This window comes from Streptomyces orinoci (assembly GCF_003121295.1).
GTDB lineage: Bacteria > Actinomycetota > Actinomycetes > Streptomycetales > Streptomycetaceae > Streptomyces > Streptomyces orinoci.
This window is the reverse complement of record NZ_PHNC01000029.1, coordinates 1,437,191-1,456,025: the sequence shown is the minus strand read 5'-3', so window position 1 is coordinate 1,456,025 and position 18,835 is coordinate 1,437,191. Positions and strand designations below refer to the sequence as shown.

Below are 18,835 nucleotides of genomic sequence, written 5' to 3'. Positions count from 1 at the left end.
CGAACCCCGGGTGTGTCATTTACGTTCCAGCGGGCGGTCAGGTCCGCTGCTCGGCCTGCCGGCGCTCGGTGCCCTCGGGTGTGGTCCCCTCTCCCGCGCGCATCCGCCGTACCGCCGCGGTGACATCGAAGGGCAGGATGGTCACCGCCACATTGGGCAGCTGTTCAAGGGTCTTGGCCATCTGTTCGCCGGTGTCCCGGTGCAGCAGCCGGCCCAGTGGAGTGGAGTAGCTGCGGCGCGGGATCAGCAGGGTCAGCGCCGTGGTGCCGTCGGCGGTGGTACGGGCGGCCAGTTCGGCCACCGCATGGCGCAGCCGGCGGTCGGGGCAGTCCACCAGCTCCAGCGGGACATTGGTGCCGGAGAGCTGGTCCCAGCGGGAGGCCAGATGCCGGGCGCGGGCCTCGTCGATGACGAAGTGCAGCACCCGCACCTCGTCCGGCCGCAGTTCCTGGGCGTAGCGCAGTGCCTTGACGGCGGCCAGGTCCAGGGAGTCCACCAGGACGTACACCAGGTGCCGCCGCCAGCGTGGTTTGTCGCTGGTGAACGCCGGTACGTTCTCCAGGGCCTGGGCCTCCAGCCGGTAGGTGTGGTTGATGCGGATCAGGGCCCAGACGCCCAGCGGGAAGATCACCACCACCAGCCAGGCGCCCTGGGTGAACTTGGTGATGGCGAAGATCACCACCACCAGCGCGGAGGTGATGGCGGCGGCCAGATTGACCGCGATCTTCAGCCGGCGGTGCGGCTCGTCCCGGCGCCAGTGGTGGGCGGCCATCCCGGCGGCGGCCATGGTGAATCCGGTGAAGACGCCGATGGCATAGAGCGCCACCAGTTTGTCCACATTGCTTCCGGTGACAAAGAGCAGGGCCAGCGAGACCACGGTGAGGCAGATGATGCCGTTGGAGAAGGCCAGCCGGTGGCCGCGCCGGGTGAGCTGGCGGGGCAGAAAGCGGTCCTCGGCGACAAAGCTGGCCAGAAAGGGGAAGCCGGTGAAGGGGGTGTTGGCGCCGGTGTAGAGGATCAGCGCGGTGGCCAGCTGGACATAGACCAGGCCGGCGGTGCCCAGCCAGCTGTCCCCGAAGATCAGATGGGCCTCCTGGGCGACCACGGTGGGGTTGCCGTCGGTGTAGGGGATGGCGTGGGTGTAGTGGGCCAGCGCGGAGACGCCCAGCACCATGACGCCCAGGATGATGCTCATGGCGGTGAGGGTGCGGCGGGCGTTGCGTCCCTGGGGGCTGCGGAAGGCGGAGACGCCATTGGAGATGGCTTCCAGGCCGGTGAGCGAGGAGCCGCCGTTGGCGAAGGAGCGCAGCACGATAAAGAGCGAGGTGCCGTAGAGCCAGCCGTGTCCTGAGGTGCCCAGCGGGATGGCGCCCTGGGCGTGCGGGTCGGCGTGCGGCAGGCCGCCGGTCAGCGCCCGTACCAGGCCGACTGCCAGAACCAGGCCGATGGCCAGCATAAAGAGGTAGGCGGGGACGGCGAAGGCGCGGCCCGCTTCGCGGATGCCGCGCAGGTTTCCGTACATCAGCACCACCACTATCCCGACCGTGATGGGCATTTTGAGGTTGTCGATGCCGTGGTAGCCGTGGCCCACCAGGTGGGCCAGGGAGATCAGGGCATCGGTGCCGGCGGCGGTCTGTACGGCGACGGTGACGATGTAGTCCACCAGCAGGGCCACCGCGGCGATCTGGGCGATGCGCGGCCCGAAGTTCTCCCTGGCCACCACATAGGAGCCGCCGGCCCGGGTGTAGACCGAGACCACGTCCCGGTAGGAGAGGGTGAGCAGCAGCAGGACCAGGAGGATGGCGCCGGTGACCGGCAGCAGCAGGGTGAAGGCGGCAAGTCCCACGACGGGGACCAGAATGCGCAGCATCTCCTCGGTGCCATAGGCGGTGGAGGAGATGCAGTCGGAGGCCAGCACACCCAGCGCCATGGGGTTGGACAGCTTCTCGTGGGCCAGTTGCTCGGTGACGAGCGGGGGGCCCAGCAGACGGCATTTGACGCGGTAACGGAGCCGGTCGCGGACGTGTGGTGCGGTTTCGGCCATGCCCATAGCAGAGCTGATACCCCTGGCTGTGGCCGATGAGACGCGGAGGCCGGGCACCCGTTCGGTGCCCGGCCGCCGGTCGTCGGTGGTGCGGCGTCAGCCGACGACGGTCCAGGTGTCATTGCCCGCCAGCAGGGTGGCCAGATCGCCCTTGCCCTGCTGCTCCACGGCGGTCTCCAGCTGGTCGGCCATCAGGGTGTCGTAGACCGGCCGTTGGACGTCGCGGAAGACACCGATGGGGGTGTGGTGGAGAGTGTCGGGATTGGCCAGGCGGGAGAGCGCGAAGGCGGTGGTGGGGGAGGCGGAGTGCGCGTCGTGCACCAGCACCCGGGCCTCGTTCTCGGGCGTGACCTCCACGACCTCCAGGTCACCGGTGGCCTGGTTGCGCACCACGCCCTTGGAGCGGTCCACCCCGAAGCGGATCGGCTGCCCGTGCTCCAGGCGGATCACGGCTTCTTCGGCCTGCTGCTTGTCCTTGAGCACCTCGAAGGCGCCGTCGTTGAAGATATTGCAGTTCTGGTAGATCTCCACCAGCGCGGTGCCCGGGTGTTGGGCGGCCTGGCGCAGTACCTCGGTGAGGTGCTTGCGGTCGGAGTCCACGGTACGGGCGACAAAGCCGGCTTCGGCGCCCAGGGCCAGCGACACCGGGTTGAAGGGTGCGTCCAGCGAGCCCATCGGGGTGGACTTGGTGATCTTGCCCAGCTCCGAAGTCGGGCTGTACTGGCCCTTGGTGAGGCCATAGATCCGGTTGTTGAACAGCAGGATCTTCAAGTTGACATTGCGGCGCAGGGCGTGGATGAGGTGGTTGCCGCCAATGGAGAGGGCGTCGCCGTCACCGGTGACCACCCAGACGCTCAAGTCCCGCCTGGAGGTGGCCAGTCCGGTGGCGATGGCCGGGGCGCGGCCATGGATGGAGTGCATCCCATAGGTGTTCATGTAGTACGGGAAGCGGGAGGAGCAGCCGATGCCGGAGACGAAGACGATGTTCTCCTTCGCCAGGCCGAGTTCGGGCATAAAGCCCTGGACAGCGGCGAGGATGGCGTAGTCACCGCAGCCGGGGCACCAGCGCACTTCCTGGTCGGACTTGAAGTCCTTCATGGACTGCTGGGCTTCGGCCTTGGGCACCAGCTTGAGCGCCTCAGTCATCGATGGCCTCCTTGAGCACGGTGGCGAGCTGCTCGGCCTTGAACGGCATGCCGCTGACCTGGGTGTAGGAGCGGACGTCGGTCAGATAGCGGGCGCGCAGCAGGGTGGCGAGCTGGCCGAGGTTCATCTCGGGGACCACCACCCGGCGGTAATTGCCCAGGATCTGGCCGAGGTTGGCCGGGAAGGGGTTGAGATGGCGCAGATGCGCCTGGGCGATGTGCCCGCCCTCGCGGCGGACCCGGCGGACCGCGGCGGTGATGGGCCCATAGGTGGAGCCCCAGCCCAGCACCAGGGTCCGGGCCTGGCCGCCGGGGTCATCGACCGCCAGCTCGGGGACCGTGATGCCGTCCACCTTGGCCTGCCGGGTGCGGACCATGAAGTCGTGGTTGGCCGGGTCGTAGGAGATGTTGCCGGTGCCGTCCTGCTTCTCGATGCCGCCGATGCGGTGCTCCAGGCCGGGGGTGCCGGGCACCGCCCAGGGCCGGGCCAGGGTCTCCGGGTCGCGCTTGTACGGCCAGAAGACCTCGGTGCCGTCGGCCAGGGTGTGGTTGGGGCCGGCGGCGAACTGCACTCGCAGATCGGGCAGTTCGTCCATCTCCGGGATGCGCCAGGGCTCGGAGCCATTGGCCAGATAGCCGTCGGAGAGCAGGAAGACCGGGGTGCGGTAGGTGAGCGCGATCCGGGCCGCGTCCAGGGCGGCGTCGAAGCAGTCGGCCGGGGTCTTCGGCGCCACGATGGGCACCGGGGCCTCGCCGTTGCGTCCGTACATGGCCTGCAGCAGGTCGGCCTGTTCGGTCTTGGTGGGCAGGCCGGTGGAGGGGCCGCCGCGCTGGATGTCCACTACCAGCAGCGGCAGTTCCAGGGAGACGGCCAGGCCGATGGTCTCCGACTTCAGGGCCACGCCGGGCCCGGAGGTGGTGGTGACGGCCAGTGCCCCGCCGAAGGCGGCGCCCAGGGCGGCGCCGATGCCGGCGATCTCGTCCTCGGCCTGGAAGGTGCGCACGCCGAAGTTCTTGTGCCGCGACAGCTCATGCAGGATGTCGGAGGCCGGGGTGATCGGGTACGAGCCCAGGTACAGCGGCAGGTCCGCCTGGCGGGAGGCGGCGATCAGGCCATAGGACAGGGCGAGGTTGCCGGAGATATTGCGGTAAGTGCCCGGCGGGAAGGCGGCGGTTGCCGGGGCGACCTCATAGGAGACCGCGAAGTCCTCGGTGGTCTCGCCGAAGTTCCAGCCCGCCCGGAACGCCGCCACATTGGCCTCGGCGATCTGGGGCTTCTTGGCGAACTTCTTGCGCAGAAAGGCTTCGGTGCTCTCGGTGGGCCGGTGGTACATCCAGGACAGCAGGCCCAGCGCGAACATGTTCTTGCTGCGCTCGGCCTCCTTGCGGGAGAGCCCGAACTCCTTGAGCGCCTCGATGGTCAGCGTGGTCAGCGGCACCGGGTGGACGTTGTAGGCGTCCAGCGAGCCGTCCTCCAGCGGGTTGGTGTCATAACCGACCTTGGCCATCGGCCGCTTGGTGAACTCGTCGGTGTTGACGATGATCTCCGCGCCGCGCGGGACATCGGCCAGGTTGGCCTTGAGCGCGGCCGGGTTCATGGCGACCAGGACATTGGGCGCGTCACCGGGGGTGAGGATGTCGTGGTCCGCGAAGTGCAGCTGGAACGACGAGACGCCCGGCAGGGTGCCGGCGGGGGCCCGGATCTCCGCCGGGAAGTTCGGCAGAGTGGACAGGTCGTTGCCGAAGGAGGCGGTCTCCGAGGTGAAGCGGTCACCGGTGAGCTGCATACCGTCACCGGAGTCACCCGCGAACCGGATGATCACCCGGTCCAGCCGGCGCACCTCCTTGGAGCCGCCGTTCGCCGTGGGGCCGCGCTGTCCTGTGAGGCGCGACGGCTCCTCGCCCGCACCGGGCGGGGAGAAGCCTGGCTGTTCGGCTGAATCGGCCTGTTCGGCCGGGCTGCTGACCTGGCTGGTCACTGCTTCGGACCTCCCTCGTGGCGGCGCCGCGCACGTGGTGGTGCTCAGGCGGCGTTCCCATGGCCATCGTACGGGGGAAGGCTTGGGGCGCCCGGGGAGGACCGCTGGAGGCGCCCTTGGGCAGCCCCGGGGAGCGTCCGGTTTTGCGGTGTTTTGCCGGGGGGCTCCAAGGGGAACGCGGGTGGGCGCCCCCTACGACTTTGGTCGCGGTCCTCCAGGACCGGGCCCGCGTCCCACCTGGGGGCCTGACATTCCCCTGACGCTATGTCAAATGATCACGAACGTAGGTATGTCAGGACGGCCAGCACCCGACGGTGATCCCCATCACTGGGCGACAGTCCCAGCTTCAGAAAGATATTGCTGATGTGCTTCTCCACCGCCCCGTCGCTGACCACCAGCTGCCGGGCGATGGCGGAATTGGTCCGTCCCTCCGCCATCAGGCCCAGCACCTCGCGCTCCCGGGGGGTCAGCCCCGCCAGTACGTCCTGCTTGCGGCTGCGGCCCAGCAGCTGGGCCACCACCTCCGGGTCCAGCGCGGTGCCGCCCCGGGCGACCCGGACCACCGCGTCCACAAACTCGCGCACCTCGGCCACCCGGTCCTTGAGCAGATAGCCCACCCCCCGGCTGCTGCCGGCCAGCAGCTCGGTGGCGTACTGCTCCTCCACATACTGCGAGAAGACCAGGACCCCCAGCTCCGGGTGGTCCTTGCGCAGCCGCACCGAGGCCCGTACCCCCTCGTCGGTGTGGGTGGGAGGCATCCGGACGTCGGCGACCACCACATCCGGCAGCGCGCCCTCGTCCGCCAGCTCGCGCACTGTCTTCAGCAGCGCCTCGGCGTCCCCCACCCCGGCGACCACCTCATGGCCGCGGTCGGTCAGCAGCCGGGTCAGGCCCTCCCTGAGCAGCACTGAATCCTCGGCGATGACCACCCGTACCCTGTCTTCCACCACAGCCCCCGGCCCCCTGAACCGTCTGAATCGTCGGCAATCCCAGGCCAAGCATCGCAGGCCCGGTGCGATGCGGGGGACCGCGGGCGGTTACCGGCGGACGCGGGGGACCGCCGGCGGTCAGCGGCGCCCGCGCCAGGGGAGTTCGGCGGTCACCGTGGTGGGGCCGCCCTCGGGGGAGTCCACCACCAGCAGCCCGTCCACCGAGCCCAGCCGCTCGGCCAGCCCGGCCAGTCCGCTGCCCTGGTCGGTGCTCGCCCCGCCCCGGCCGTCGTCCCACACCTGGAGCATCAGCCGGCTGCCGGAGCGCCAGACCTCCACCCGGGCGGTGCGGGCGTGGCTGTGTTTGCTGATGTTCTGGAGGAGTTCGGAGACGGTGAAGTAGGCGATGCCTTCGATGGCGGGGGCGGGGCGTTCGTCGAGGTCCACGTCCACGGTGACGGGGACGGTGCAGCGGGCGGCGACGGCGGAGAGGGCGGCGTCCAGGCCGCGGTCGGTGAGGACGGCGGGGTGGATGCCGCGGGCGAGGTCGCGGAGTTCCTGGAGGGCGAGCTTTACCTCGCCGTGGGCTTCGTCCACCATTTTGGCGGCGGCGTCGGGGTCTTCGAGGACTTTTTCCTTGGCCAGGCCGAGGCCCATGGCGAGGGAGACCAGGCGGGCCTGGGCTCCGTCGTGCAGGTCGCGTTCGATGCGGCGCAGGTCGGCGGCGGCGGTGTCCACCACCACCCCCCGGTCCTGCTCCAGCTCGGTGACCCGGGCCGCCAGCCGGGACGGGCCCAGCAGCGACTTCACCAGCAGCCGGTCCACCTGGGTCATGGCGTGCATGATCCAGGGGGCGGCCAGCACCACGCACAGCCCCACACCGCAGGTCACCGCTATCTCAAAGGGGGTGTCCAGATAGATCCGGTGGCTGGGGGTGCTGATCAGCGACCAGCCGGGCTGGCCCCAGAAGGTGGGGTACATCCACTGGTACGCCGGGTAGAGCAGCGCCGCCCAGCCCACCAGCCACAGCGGCAGCGAGATGACGAAGGTGCACACCGCCCACGGGAAGTGGACGAGCATATAGAGCAGGTGCCGCCAGGTGGTGTCGCTCTTGAACAGGCTGAGCGTCCAGCCGGTCACCCCGCCGCGCCGGTTGTCCGCCCGTACCGGCCGGGGTGCCTCCACCTCCAGGCCCAGCAGCAGCCGGGCCCGGCCGCGCTCCAGGGCGCCGAACAGGCGGGCGCCGTAGAGGGTGGCGGCCAGGATCGGCAGGCCGACAAAGGTGATCAGCAGGCCGGCGCCGACGGCGACCATGGTGATGCTGTAGATGAAAGCGGCCAGTGCGATGGGGAAGTTGAGCTGGAGGTAGAGGAACTCCCGCCAGGTGCGGGCGGTCAGGGGTGCTCGTAGCACCAACGGGAGCCGTTTGAAGGGTTGTTCGGCTTGGTAGCTCATGGCCATGTGCTCGTCCTTCATCAGTGTCGGGTGCGGGCCGTCTTGGGCTGGTCGCGCAGTTCCTCGCGCCCCTCACGGGGCCCGGGGCGGGGCTCAGGCGCGTTCGCGCCAAGGGAGTTCGGCCGTCACCACGGTGGGGCCGCCCTCGGGGGAGTCCACGGTGAACAGGCCGTCCACCGAGCCCAGTCGCTCGGCGAGGCCGGCCAGTCCGCTGCCCTTGTCGGTGCTCGCGCCGCCGCGCCCGTCGTCCCGTACCTGGATCAGCAGCCGCTCCTTGGTCCGCCACAGCTCGATCTCGGCGGTGCGGGCGTGGCTGTGTTTGCTGATGTTCTGGAGGAGTTCGGAGACGGTGAAGTAGGCGATGCCTTCGATGGCGGGGGCGGGGCGTTCGTCGAGGTCCACGTCCACGGTGACGGGGACGGTGCAGCGGGCGGCGACGGCGGAGAGGGCGGCGTCCAGGCCGCGGTCGGTGAGGACGGCGGGGTGGATGCCGCGGGCGAGGTCGCGGAGTTCCTGGAGGGCGAGCTTTACCTCGCCGTGGGCTTCGTCCACCATTTTGGCGGCGGCGTCGGGGTCTTCGAGGACTTTTTCCTTGGCCAGGCCGAGGCCCATGGCGAGGGAGACCAGGCGGGCCTGGGCTCCGTCGTGCAGGTCGCGTTCGATGCGGCGCAGGTCGGCGGCGGCGGTGTCCACCACCACCCCCCGGTCCTGCTCCAGCTCCGCCACCCGCCGCTCCAGTTCGCTGGACGGGGACAGCAGGGACCGCACCATCGCCCGGTCCACCGAGGTCAGGGCACGGGTCACATAGGCCAGCACCGGCCAGGCCAGCAGCAGCGCCACCACGGTGAGGACAAAGCTCAGCACCCCCCAGGGCAGCCGGAGGAAGGCGTAGAGGGTGGTCCGCCAGGCCACCGGGTCGGTCAGCCGCAGCCGCAGCCGGAGCAGCCGCCCGCCCCGCCGCGGCAGCGGGCTGGGCTCCTCGATCCGTACCCCCAGCAGCGTCCGCGCCCGCGCCCTGGCCAGTCCGCCCAGCGCCCGCGACCCCGCCAGGCCTGCCGCCAGCAGCGGCACGCCGATCACGGTCACCGACAGCGCAATGCCCGGGAACAGCCAGAGCACGGTGTAGACGAAGCCCACCAGACCCTCGGGCAGATTGCCCAGCAGATGGGCCACCTCGCGCCAGGTCCGGCCGTCGTAGGCGGGGCGGACGGGCGGCGGCCGGTCGTCGTCGAAGGTGGAGGCGGTGCTCATGGCCCAAGCCTGCCTGCTCCGGAAGCCCGCCCACCATGGGGGCGGTGGCCGGGCTCCGGGTGGGGATAACCCCACCACCGGCCGAACAGCGCTGCCCGCTCCCGGGCCCACAGGCCATAGACTCCCGTGCGTACAGATCGTCGAATGTCGAGTAATGCGGACGAAACATCCGCACACAGGGAGCGAGGGGCCACAGTGCCGGAGGCAACCGCGGGCATCGCGGACAGCTCCGCGTATTTCGACGGCTATGGCGTCGTGGGCCTGCTCGCCGTGATCGGCGTGCTGTTCGTCTGCGTCGCCTTCGGAGCCGGCCGGCTGCTGCGGCCGGTGGTGCCGACGCCGGAGAAGCTGCTGACCTATGAGTGCGGGGTGGACCCGGTCGGCGAGGGCTGGGCACACACCCAGGTGCGCTACTACGTCTATGCCTTCCTCTATGTGATCTTCGCCGTGGACTCGGTCTTCCTGTTCCCCTGGGCCACGGTCTTCGCGGCACCCGGCTTCGGCGGCGCCACCCTCGTCGAGATGTTCGTCTTCCTCGGCTTTCTGGCCGTGGGCCTGTTGTACGCATGGAAGAAGGGCGTCCTGGAGTGGACGTGACAAGCAAGCTGGGACCGCTGGCCCGGCTCGCCCCCGAGCCGATGAAGGTGATCCTCAACTGGGGCCGCCGCTACAGCCTCTGGGTCTTCAACTTCGGGCTCGCCTGCTGCGCGATCGAGTTCATCGCCGCGTCCATGGCGCGGCATGACTTCATCCGCCTGGGCGTGATCCCCTTCGCGCCGGGGCCCCGGCAGGCGGATCTGATGGTCGTCTCCGGCACGGTCACGGACAAGATGGCGCCCGCGGTCAAGCGGCTCTATGAGCAGATGCCCGAGCCCAAGTACGTCATCTCCTTCGGTGCCTGCTCCAACTGCGGCGGGCCCTACTGGGACTCGTACTCGGTCACCAAGGGCGTGGACCAGATCATCCCGGTGGATGTCTATGTCCCCGGCTGCCCGCCGCGGCCGGAGGCGCTGCTCCAGGGCATCCTCAAGCTTCAGGAGAAGATCGCGGCGGAGTCGCTGAGCGAGCGGTACGGCTCCGGGAGCGCCTCCGTCGCGCAGCTGCGCAGCGGGCTGGTCGCCCCGCCCGGGGGTGGCTCATGAACTGGCTCCCCGCCGAGGTGACCGAGCTGTTCGGTGCGGACGCCACCGCCGAGGAGGCGTACGGGCTGCTGACCGTGGACGTGCCCGCCACCGCCTGGCTCCAGGCGCTGGGCACCGCCCGCGACCGGCTCGGCTGCACCTTCTTCGACTGGCTGAGCGCCGTGGACGAGCCCGGCACGGGCTTCCGGGTCTGCGCCCATCTGGTGGCGGCCGCTCCGGGCGAGGTACGCACGCTGCTGGTACGCACCACCGTGCCGCATGAGGCGCCGGTGCTGCCGAGTGCGGTGGGCGTCTACGCCGGTGCGGCCTGGCATGAGCGCGAGACCCACGAGATGTTCGGCGTGGACTTCACCGGCCACCCGCACCTGGTGCCGCTGCTGCTCCCGGAGAACTTCGAGGGCCACCCGCTGCGCAAGGACTTCGTCCTGGCGGCGCGGGTGGTCAAGGCCTGGCCTGGGGCGAAGGAGCCGGGGGAGTCGGCGGCGGGTGCTGGGCAGGGCGGGCCCCGGCGACGCCAGATGCTGCCGCCGGGCGTCCCCGACCCCAATGAGTGGGGCCCGCTCAAGGGGCAGCTGCCCGCCGCCCCGGAACGGCCGGTGCGCCGGGCGCGCACGGCGGGGGAGGGTACGCCGCCGCGCCGCACGCGCAGCGTCTCCGAGGGCTCGGCGAGCCAGCAGGCTGAGGGCGGCGCTCCGGCGCCGCGCCGCATGCGCAGCGTCTCCGAGGGCTCGGCGAGCCAGCAGGCTGAGGGCGGCGCGCCCCGCCGGGCCCGTAGCGCTTCCGAGGGCTCGGCGAGCCAGCAGCCGGGTGGGGCCGCGCCCCGCCGGGCCCGCAGCGCCTCTGAAGGTTCAGCAACCCAGCGGCCGGACGCGCCCGCCCCCCGCCCTCCCCGCAGCACGGACGCGCCCTGGCACCATGCGCGTCCCGCCTTCGAAGAGGAGTCGCCGGAGGGGCAGGCGCCGCCCGCTCAGGCCGACGCGGACCGTGGCGCGGAGCAGCCGCCCCCGCGCGAGCCGCGAGCCCCCCGTAGCGAGGGTGCGGAAGCCCCGTCCGCACCCGGCGATGACGGCGAAACGCCCGCGGGAGGCGAATCCGTGCCCGGCGATGGCCGCGAAACCCCCGCGGGAGGCGAACCCGTACCCCCCAATGACCACGACACCCCCGCCGGAGGCGAACCCGCATGAGTGGCGACAGCGTTGATGTGCTGCTGCGTCTCGTGGCCGTGTTCGCCGGGTTTCTGGTGCTGCCGCTGGTGATCGGTCAGACCGAGCACAAGGTGATGGCGCATATGCAGGGGCGGCTGGGGCCCATGTACGCCGGTGGTTTCCATGGCTGGGCCCAACTGGTCGCGGACGGTGTGAAGTTCGCGCAGAAGGAAGACGTCGTACCGGCGGACGCCGACCGGCGGATTTTCCAACTGGCGCCCGCGGTCGCGTTGTTGCCGTATCTGCTGGTGCTGGTCGCCATCCCGGTCGGGCCGGGCGGCCAGGTCGGCCGGGCCCTGGACGCCGGGGTCTTCTTCGCCCTCGCGGTGATGGGCGTGGGAGTGCTCGGCTCGCTGATGGCGGGCTGGGCCTCGGCCAATAAGTTCTCCCTGCTGGGCGGTCTGCGTACGGCCGCCCAGCTGCTGGCGTACGAGCTGCCGATGCTGCTGGCCGCCGCCTCGGTGGCGATGGCCGCCGGCACCGTCTCGCTGCCCGGCATCGTGGACGCCTTCCACTGGTGGTGGGTGCCCTGGCAGCTGACCGGCGCCGTGGTGTTCTTCACCGCCGGGCTGGCCGAGCTGCAACGGCCGCCGTTCGATATGCCGGTGGCCGACTCGGAGATCATCTTCGGTGCGTACACCGAGTACACCGGCCTGCGCTTCGCCATGTTCCTGCTGTCGGAATACGCCGGAATCGTGGTGCTCTGCGCCTTGACCACGGTGCTCTTCCTCGGCGGCTGGCACGGCCCCTTCGCCGGCGGCTGGGTGTGGACCCTGCTCAAGACGATGGTGCTGGCCTTTGTGGTGATCTGGCTGCGGGTGAGCTATCCGCGGCTGCGCGAGGACCAGTTGCAGAAGCTGGCCTGGACCGTGCTCATTCCGCTCGCGCTGGCGCAGATCGCGCTGACGGGCGTCGTCAAGGTGGTGATCCGGTAGTGGGCGTTCCAGGAAGTGGTCTGGCCAAGGGGCTCGCGGTCACGCTGCGGACGATGACCCGCCGCGCGCACACCGCGCGCTACCCGGACGTCCAGCCCGAACTGGCCCCCCGCACCCGCGGGGTGATCGGCCTGTTCGAGGAGAACTGCACGGTGTGCATGCTGTGCGCCCGGGAGTGCCCGGACTGGTGCATCTATATCGACTCGCACAAGGAGACCCTGCCCCCGGCCGCCCCCGGTGGCCGCGAGCGCAGCCGCAATGTGCTGGACCGGTTCGCCATTGACTTCGCGCTGTGCATGTACTGCGGGATCTGTGTCGAGGTCTGTCCCTTTGACGCGCTCTTCTGGTCACCGGAGTTCGAGTACGCGGAGACCGATATCCGCGAACTCACCCATGAACGGGACCGGTTGCGGGAGTGGATGTGGACGGTCCCCGAGCCGCCCGCGCTGGACCCGGCCGCCGAGGAGCCCAAGGAGCTGACGGCGGCCCGTAAGACCGCCGAGAAAGCACAGCAAGCGCAGCAGGCGGAGAAGCGGGAGGCCCAGGAATGACCGGCACCAGCACGCTCGCCGCCCAGGCGCACGGCTTTCTCTCGCCCACCGGCGTGGAGGTCGCCTTCCTGCTGATCGGCCTGGTCACCCTGGCCGCGGCGCTGCTCACCGTCACCACCCGGCAGCTGGTGCACGCCGCCCTCTGGCTGGTGGTGGCGCTCGGCGGCCTGGCCGTGGAGTATCTGCTGCTGACCGCGGAGTTCATCGCCTGGGTCCAGGTGCTGATCTATGTCGGCTCGGTGGTGGTGCTGCTGCTGTTCGGGCTGATGCTCACCAAGGCGCCCATCGGCCGTTCCCCGGACGCCGACTCCGGCAACAGATGGCCCGCCCTCGTGGTGGCCGTGGCGGCGGCCGCCGCCCTGGTCTGGGTGGTGGCGGATGCCTTCCGCACCACCTGGATCGACCTCTCCGGCGCCGTCCAGGGCACCACCAAGGTCTCCGGGGAGAGCCTCTTCCGCTACTGGGTGCTGCCCTTCGAGGCGCTGTCCGTACTGCTGCTGGCCGCGCTGGTGGGCGCCATTGTGCTGTCCCGGATGCGGCGCAAGAAGGAGGGGGAGCGCTGATGCACCTGGTCTATCCGGCCGTGCTGGCCGCCCTGCTGTTCTGCACCGGGCTCTATGGGGTGCTGGCCCGGCGCAACGCCATCCTGGTGCTGATGTCGGTGGAGCTGATGCTCAACGCCGTCAACCTCAACCTGGTCGCCTTCGATGTCTGGCTGCGCGACAAGCTGCACGCCGGCCAGGCGCTCACCCTGTTTGTCATCGCCATCGCCGCCGCCGAGATCGGCATCGGCCTGGCCATTGTGCTGCTGGTGTACCGGGCCCGTGGCACCGCGGATGTGGACCGGCTGCGCGATCTGCGCGAGGACGCCCCCGCGGAGGCCCGTGAGGACGCCCCCGTGGAAGCCGAGAAGAAGGCGGAGGCCGCCGCGTGACCACCACTACCGCGGCCGTGCTGGTACCGCTGCTGCCCTTCCTGGGCGCCGTCGCCACTCTGCTCACCGGCCGCCGGGCCCCCGGCTTTGTACGGCCGCTGGCCGTGCTGCCCACCCTGGCCGCCGCCGCGCTGGCCGTCCTGGTCGCCTGCCGCCAGGGCGGCGGCCAGCCGCTGGACGCGGCCCGGCGGCTCACCCCCACCGGCTCCGTCCCCATCGACCTGGCCCTGCATCTGGACGGCTTCGCCGTCCTGGTGGCGGTGCTGGTCACCGTGGTGGCGAGCTGTGTGCAGCTGTACTCCACGGCCTATCTGCGCGAGGACCCCCGCTACCCCTCCTACGCCGCCCTGGTCTCGCTGTTCACCGCCGCCATGCTGCTGGTGGTCTACTCCGGCGACCTGATGGTGCTGCTGGTCGGCTGGGAGGTGATGGGCGTCTGCTCGTACTTCCTGGTGGGCCACTACTGGGAGACCGAGGCCGCCCGCAGCGCCTCGCTCAAGGCCTTCCTGGTCACCAAGCTGGGCGATGTCCCCTTCCTCTTCGGGCTGTTCCTGCTGGCCTCGGACGCCGGAACGTTCCGGATCACCGGGGTGCTGCACACCGTCGCCACCGGCTCGCTGAGCCATCCCACGCTCACCGCGCTGCTGCTGCTCGCCGGAGTGGCCGGCAAGTCGGCCCAGTTCCCGCTGCACACCTGGCTGCCGGACGCCATGGCCGGCCCCACCCCGGTGTCCGCGCTGATCCACGCCGCCACCATGGTGGCGGCCGGGGTCTACTTCACCGCCCGGCTGCTGCCGGTCTTCACCGCCTCCACCGCCGCCCTGCTGGTGCTGGCGGTCATGGCGGCCGTCACCATGCTGGGCTCGGCGCTGGCCGCCCTGGCCCAGGACGACATCAAGCGCGTCCTGGCCTACTCCACGGTGGGCCAGCTCGGCTATATGACCGGCGCGCTGGCCGTGGGCGACCGGGGCGCGGCGGTGTTCCACCTGCTCACCCATGGCGCCTTCAAGGCCCTGCTGTTCCTGGGCGCGGGCGTGGTCATCCACGCCGCCGGGACCAACTCGCTGGCCGCCATGGCCCGGATGCGCGGACTGGCCCGGCGGGTGCCGGACGCCTGCTGGACCATGACCGTGGCCCTGCTGGCGCTGGCCGCCATCCCGCCGTTCAGCGGCTTCTTCTCCAAGGAGGCCGTGCTGGGCGCCGCCGAGCACGCCGCCCGGGGCGAGGCCCCCGGGATCCCGGGCGCGGCCGGCTGGACCGTACTGCTCGCCGGGCTGGTCACCGCCCTGCTCACCGCCGCCTACTGCGCCCGGCTATGGCTGATGTGCTTCTGCGGCAAGGACCCGGACGCCGCCCAGCACGGCCGGGAGAGTGCCGCCATGACCGGGGTGCTGTGGGTGCTGCTGATCCCCACCATCGCCCTGGGCCTGGCCGCCTGGCAGCTGCCGGACTGGTTCGACGGACGTTCGCTGGCGCCCACCCTGCCCACCTCCCTGCTGTCCACCGGCTGTGCGCTGGCCGGCGGCCTGGTGGTGTACGGGGCCTGGCGCCGCACCCAGGCACTGGCCGCCCGGGTCCCGCTGGGTGCGGTGGCCGCCGACCCGGAGGCCGCCCCGGCCGTCTCCGAGGAGGAGGCCATCGCCACCCACCTGGCCGCCTATGGCAGCATCGCCGGCGCCCAGGACCCGGCCGACCCCGGCCGGCTGCTGCTGGGCCCGCTGCACCGGCACGCCGCCACCGGCTTCCATCTGGACGCCCTCTACGCGGCCCTGTTCGTCCGCCCGGTGGGCGCCGCCGCCCGGCTGGTCCGCTTCCTGGACCGGGAGGTCGTGGAGACCTATGTCCGCGGCGCCGGCACCGCCCCCGGGTGGCTGGGCGCGGCCGTCCGCCGGGCCCAGACCGGCAATGTCCAGACCTACCTCAGCGTGCTGTTCGCGGGCTCCGTCGTCCTGGCCGTCGCCGCCGTCCTCGTAGCCTCCGGAGCCTGACCGTGAGTCATACCGTCATGCAGATCCTCCTCGCTGCGATCCTGGCCCTGCCCCTCGTCGGTGCCGTCGCCGCCCTGCTCCCGGCCCCGCCCGGCCTCAAGGGCCGCAGCCCCGAACAGGCCGTACTGCGGCACGGCGTCACCGTCACAGGCGCCGTGCTGGTACTGGCCGTCGCCCTGGCGGCCGGCTTCGACCGGCACCATCCCGGCAGGATGCAGGCCACCACGGACGTCGGCTGGATCCCCGCCCTGGGCATCCGGCTCCACCTCGGCGTGGACGGCGTCTCGCTCCCCCTGCTGGTACTGACCGCGCTGCTCACCTTCCTCTGTGCGCTGCACGCCTACGCCCGTACGCCCGAGGGCCCGTCACCCAAGGCGTATGTGGCGCTGCTGCTCCTGCTCGAAGGCGGCACCCTCGCCAGCTTCGCCGTCCTCGATCTGGTGCTGTTCTTCCTGGCCTTCGAGACGGTGCTGACCCCGATGTACTTCCTGATCGCCCGCTGGGGCGGGGCGGAGCGGGAGCGCGCCGCCTGGCGCTTCATCCTCTACACCGTGCTCGGCTCCGTCGTCATGCTGCTCGGCCTCCTCCTCATCGGCGTCAAGGGCGGCACCTTCGACATGGTGGCACTGGCCACTGACAACGGGTCCGGTCTGAGCCACTCCACCCAGCTCATCGCCGCCCTGGCCATTGGCACCGGACTGGCCGTCAAGGCCCCGCTGTGGCCGTTGCACAGCTGGCTGCCGGACGCCCACACCGCCGCCCCCACCACCGGCTCGGTGCTGCTGGCGGGCGTGCTGCTGAAGATGGGCACCTATGGGTTCGTCCGGATCGTGCTGCCCATCACCCCGGACGGGGCACACACCTTCGCCCCGTACCTGGCCGCCTTCGCCGCCGTGGGCATCGTCTACGGCTCCCTCTACTGCCTGGCCCTTGCCCTCCCGTCGCCCGGCCGCCACCCCTCAACGAAGCGCTCCGCGCTGCCCCTTTCATTCGGGGCGGGCGGCGACCTCAAGCGGCTGATCGCCTACTCCTCCATCGGGCATATGGGCTTCGTCCTGCTGGGCATCGCCACCCTCACCCCCACCGGGGTCAATGCCGCGCTGTTCGCCAACATCGCCCACGGCCTGATCACCGGCCTGCTGTTCTTCCTGGTGGGAGCCGTCAAGGACCGCTATGGCAGCAGCGACCTGGACAGCCTCTCCGGCCACACCGGCGCCGCCCTCTACGGCCGCGCCCCCCGTCTGGGCGGACTGCTGGCCTTTGGCGCGGTGGCCTCCCTGGGGCTGCCCGGACTGGCCGGATTCTGGGGCGAGATGCTCGCCATGTTCGCCTCCTTCCGCCCCGCCGACGGGCTCAGCCGCCCCGCCTATCTGGTCTTTATGACCCTGGCCGGACTGGGCACCCTGCTCACCGCCGGCTATCTGCTGATCGTGGTCCGCCGGGTGTGCATGGGCGGCAACGGCGAGCGGCAGGTGCCGCACCCGCTGCCCGCGCTGCCCGACCTCCGGCGGTATGAGTTCGCCGCCTTCTCCCCGCTCGTCGTCCTCACCGTCCTCGCCGGACTCTGGCCCGCCGCTCTGCTCGGCCTCTCCGACCCGGCCGTCAAGCAGCTCCTGGGAGGGGGCATCTGATGCAGCTCGCCTCGGGCGCCGTCCAGTCCATCGACTGGACGGCCATCGCCCCGCCCGTGATCACCGCCCTGGGCGCCCTGGCCGTCCTGGTCGCCGACCTCTTCCTCCCCGCCGGGCGCAAGCGGACACTGCACGGCATCGGCCTGGCCGCCCTGCTGCTCGCCGGACTCTCCCTGCTGCCGCTGCTGGCCGGCGACCGGGAGACCTTCTGTCTCAACTCCGGGACGCACTCCTGCAGTTATGTGGCCGACCGGTTCACCCTGGTCATCCAGTTCCTGGTCCTGGGCGGCGCCCTGCTGACCGCACTGCTGTCCATCGGCCCGGCCGAGGACCGCCAACTGCCCACCGGCGAATACTGGTTCCTGCTGCTGTCCTCCGTCGCCGGGGCCGCCCTGCTGCCCGCCTCCCGCGATCTGGCCACCCTGGTGGTGGCCTTGGAGGTGGCCTCGCTGCCCGCCTTCGCCCTGGTCGGCCTGCGGCGCGGGGAACGGCGGTCGGCGGAGGCCGCGTTGAAGTTCTTCCTCTCCTCGGTCACCGCCACCGCCGTCACCCTGCTCGGCGTCAGCTTTGTCTACGCGGCCACCGGCACCCTCCACCTGGTCGATGTCGCCCGCGGCCTGGACCATGCCGATCCCCAGCTGGCCGTACTGGCCCGGACCGGAGTGGTGCTCACCCTGGTCGGTTTCGCCTTCAAGACCGCCGCCGTGCCCTTCCACTTCTGGGTGCCGGACGCCTATGTCGGCGCCCCGCTGCCCATCGCCGGATATCTCTCCGTGGTCGGCAAGGCGGTCGGCTTCACCGGACTGATCCTGGTCACCGTGCAGGCGTTCCCCGGCTACTCCGAGGTCTGGGGTCCCGCGCTGGCCGTACTGGCCGCGCTCACCATGACCGCCGGCAACGCGGCCGCGCTGCGCCAGCGGCCGGACCGGCCGCAGAGCGCGGTGCGCCTGCTGGCCTGGTCCTCGGTCGGACAGGCGGGCTATCTGCTGGTGCCGCTGGCCGCCGCCGGATACGCCGACGACCCCGGGCACGCCATCGGCGCCACGGTGGCGTATGCGCTGATGTACGCGGCGGTCAACCTGGGCGCCTTCGCGGTGGCCGCGCTGGTCGCCCGGACCAGCCCGGCCAACCGGATCGAGGACTACCGGGGCCTGTACGCCCGCCGCCCGGCGGCCGCCCTGGCGCTGGCCTTCTTCCTGCTCTGCCTGGCCGGACTGCCGCCGGGCATCATCGGCCTGTTCGCCAAGGTCACGGTGTTCTCGGCGGCGGTGGACGCGGGGCTGGGCTGGCTGGCCGCGGTGATGGCCGTCAATGTCGTCATCGCCCTCTACTACTACCTGAAGTGGACGGCCGTCCTCTTCCGCCCGGCCCCGGCGACCGAGCCCCGGCCCGCGACCGGCCCCGGCCGGACGCCCGCCCCGCTGGCCGCCGCCATCGGCCTGGCCGCCGCCATCGGCGTGGCGCTCTCCGGCGCCCCCCAGCTGGTGCTGCGGTTCGCCGCGGGCGCGCTGCTGTAGCGCCCGGGGCGGCAGATCACCCGGACGGCGGACTCCCGCCCCTGGTGCACAAGGGAACTAGCGGCCGTTGCCTGGCGTTGACCAGTTCGAAAGGTTCCACTGGTTCAAGGGTTCCCCTGCCGCACCATT

16 protein-coding genes are annotated in these 18,835 nt (G+C 71.2%); 10 read left to right on the top strand and 6 right to left on the bottom strand.

Features of this window, described 5'->3' with window-relative positions:
• Positions 1–37: 37 nt before the first annotated feature.
• From CV755_RS21470 to CV755_RS21445, 6 genes are all read right to left on the bottom strand, one after another.
• Positions 38–2,044 (bottom strand): APC family permease, encoded by a 2,007-nt coding sequence (locus CV755_RS21470; protein WP_109282020.1) that lies wholly within the window; start codon positions 2,042–2,044, stop codon positions 38–40.
• Between the two features lie 96 nt (positions 2,045–2,140).
• Positions 2,141–3,190 carry a 2-oxoacid:ferredoxin oxidoreductase subunit beta gene (locus tag CV755_RS21465; RefSeq protein ID WP_109281796.1) on the bottom strand — a complete coding sequence of 350 codons (1,050 nt, stop codon included), beginning with the start codon at positions 3,188–3,190 and terminating at the stop codon, positions 2,141–2,143.
• On the bottom strand, positions 3,183–5,168 hold the full coding sequence (locus CV755_RS21460) for a 2-oxoacid:acceptor oxidoreductase subunit alpha (RefSeq protein WP_109281795.1): 1,986 nt from the start codon (positions 5,166–5,168) through the stop codon (positions 3,183–3,185). The genes CV755_RS21465 and CV755_RS21460 overlap by 8 nt, the downstream gene beginning before the upstream one ends.
• A 275-nt stretch (positions 5,169–5,443) precedes the next feature.
• Positions 5,444–6,115, bottom strand: coding sequence for a LuxR C-terminal-related transcriptional regulator (locus CV755_RS21455; RefSeq protein ID WP_109282019.1), 672 nt, complete (start codon positions 6,113–6,115; stop codon positions 5,444–5,446).
• Between the two features lie 120 nt (positions 6,116–6,235).
• Positions 6,236–7,573 (bottom strand): sensor histidine kinase, encoded by a 1,338-nt coding sequence (locus CV755_RS21450; RefSeq protein ID WP_109281794.1) that lies wholly within the window; start codon positions 7,571–7,573, stop codon positions 6,236–6,238.
• Positions 7,574–7,645: 72 nt separating this feature from the next.
• Positions 7,646–8,803 (bottom strand): sensor histidine kinase, encoded by a 1,158-nt coding sequence (locus CV755_RS21445; RefSeq protein WP_109281793.1) that lies wholly within the window; start codon positions 8,801–8,803, stop codon positions 7,646–7,648.
• 144 nt (positions 8,804–8,947) lie between these two features.
• On the opposite strand from CV755_RS21445, the gene CV755_RS21440 reads away from it, so the two are divergent.
• From CV755_RS21440 to CV755_RS21395, 10 genes are read left to right on the top strand one after another with little or no spacing between them, the layout of a single operon-like run.
• On the top strand, positions 8,948–9,400 hold the full coding sequence (locus CV755_RS21440) for an NADH-quinone oxidoreductase subunit A (protein WP_109281792.1): 453 nt from the start codon (positions 8,948–8,950) through the stop codon (positions 9,398–9,400).
• Entirely contained in the window at positions 9,370–9,945 is a 576-nt protein-coding gene (locus CV755_RS21435) for an NADH-quinone oxidoreductase subunit B (protein WP_109281791.1), read from the top strand. The genes CV755_RS21440 and CV755_RS21435 overlap by 31 nt, the downstream gene beginning before the upstream one ends.
• Positions 9,942–11,129 (top strand): NADH-quinone oxidoreductase subunit C, encoded by a 1,188-nt coding sequence (locus tag CV755_RS21430; protein WP_109281790.1) that lies wholly within the window; start codon positions 9,942–9,944, stop codon positions 11,127–11,129. The genes CV755_RS21435 and CV755_RS21430 overlap by 4 nt, the downstream gene beginning before the upstream one ends.
• Positions 11,126–12,085: a complex I subunit 1/NuoH family protein gene (locus CV755_RS21425; protein ID WP_109281789.1), complete on the top strand. Its 960-nt coding sequence runs from the start codon at positions 11,126–11,128 to the stop codon at positions 12,083–12,085. Before CV755_RS21430 ends, CV755_RS21425 begins: the two co-directional genes overlap by 4 nt.
• A 53-nt stretch (positions 12,086–12,138) precedes the next feature.
• Positions 12,139–12,636, top strand: coding sequence for a 4Fe-4S binding protein (locus CV755_RS21420; RefSeq protein ID WP_109281788.1), 498 nt, complete (start codon positions 12,139–12,141; stop codon positions 12,634–12,636).
• Entirely contained in the window at positions 12,633–13,199 is a 567-nt protein-coding gene (locus CV755_RS21415) for an NADH-quinone oxidoreductase subunit J family protein (RefSeq protein WP_109281787.1), read from the top strand. The genes CV755_RS21420 and CV755_RS21415 overlap by 4 nt, the downstream gene beginning before the upstream one ends.
• The gene (gene nuoK / locus CV755_RS21410) at positions 13,199–13,570 is read left to right on the top strand and encodes an NADH-quinone oxidoreductase subunit NuoK (RefSeq protein ID WP_109281786.1); all 372 of its coding nucleotides are present in this window, start codon (positions 13,199–13,201) and stop codon (positions 13,568–13,570) included. Before CV755_RS21415 ends, nuoK begins: the two co-directional genes overlap by 1 nt.
• Positions 13,567–15,558 carry an NADH-quinone oxidoreductase subunit 5 family protein gene (locus CV755_RS21405; protein WP_109281785.1) on the top strand — a complete coding sequence of 664 codons (1,992 nt, stop codon included), beginning with the start codon at positions 13,567–13,569 and terminating at the stop codon, positions 15,556–15,558. Before nuoK ends, CV755_RS21405 begins: the two co-directional genes overlap by 4 nt.
• A gap of 2 nt (positions 15,559–15,560) precedes the next feature.
• Positions 15,561–17,189, top strand: coding sequence for a complex I subunit 4 family protein (locus CV755_RS21400; protein WP_109281784.1), 1,629 nt, complete (start codon positions 15,561–15,563; stop codon positions 17,187–17,189).
• On the top strand, positions 17,189–18,706 hold the full coding sequence (locus tag CV755_RS21395) for an NADH-quinone oxidoreductase subunit N (protein ID WP_109281783.1): 1,518 nt from the start codon (positions 17,189–17,191) through the stop codon (positions 18,704–18,706). The genes CV755_RS21400 and CV755_RS21395 overlap by 1 nt, the downstream gene beginning before the upstream one ends.
• Positions 18,707–18,835: the final 129 nt, after the last annotated feature.

Bases quoted from the DNA above. Each gene is read 5' to 3' on its own strand.
- CV755_RS21430 (WP_109281790.1), top strand. From the start codon at position 9,942: ATGAACTGGCTCCCCGCCGAGGTGACCGAGCTGTTCGGTGCGGACGCC.
- CV755_RS21450 (WP_109281794.1), bottom strand. From the start codon at position 7,573: ATGAAGGACGAGCACATGGCCATGAGCTACCAAGCCGAACAACCCTTC.
- CV755_RS21445 (WP_109281793.1), bottom strand. From the start codon at position 8,803: ATGAGCACCGCCTCCACCTTCGACGACGACCGGCCGCCGCCCGTCCGC.
- CV755_RS21470 (WP_109282020.1), bottom strand. From the start codon at position 2,044: ATGGCCGAAACCGCACCACACGTCCGCGACCGGCTCCGTTACCGCGTC.
- CV755_RS21435 (WP_109281791.1), top strand. From the start codon at position 9,370: ATGGAAGAAGGGCGTCCTGGAGTGGACGTGACAAGCAAGCTGGGACCG.
- CV755_RS21465 (WP_109281796.1), bottom strand. From the start codon at position 3,190: ATGACTGAGGCGCTCAAGCTGGTGCCCAAGGCCGAAGCCCAGCAGTCC.
- CV755_RS21415 (WP_109281787.1), top strand. From the start codon at position 12,633: ATGACCGGCACCAGCACGCTCGCCGCCCAGGCGCACGGCTTTCTCTCG.
- nuoK (WP_109281786.1), top strand. From the start codon at position 13,199: ATGCACCTGGTCTATCCGGCCGTGCTGGCCGCCCTGCTGTTCTGCACC.
- CV755_RS21395 (WP_109281783.1), top strand. From the start codon at position 17,189: ATGCAGCTCGCCTCGGGCGCCGTCCAGTCCATCGACTGGACGGCCATC.
- CV755_RS21440 (WP_109281792.1), top strand. From the start codon at position 8,948: ATGTCGAGTAATGCGGACGAAACATCCGCACACAGGGAGCGAGGGGCC.
- CV755_RS21420 (WP_109281788.1), top strand. From the start codon at position 12,139: ATGACCCGCCGCGCGCACACCGCGCGCTACCCGGACGTCCAGCCCGAA.
- CV755_RS21425 (WP_109281789.1), top strand. From the start codon at position 11,126: ATGAGTGGCGACAGCGTTGATGTGCTGCTGCGTCTCGTGGCCGTGTTC.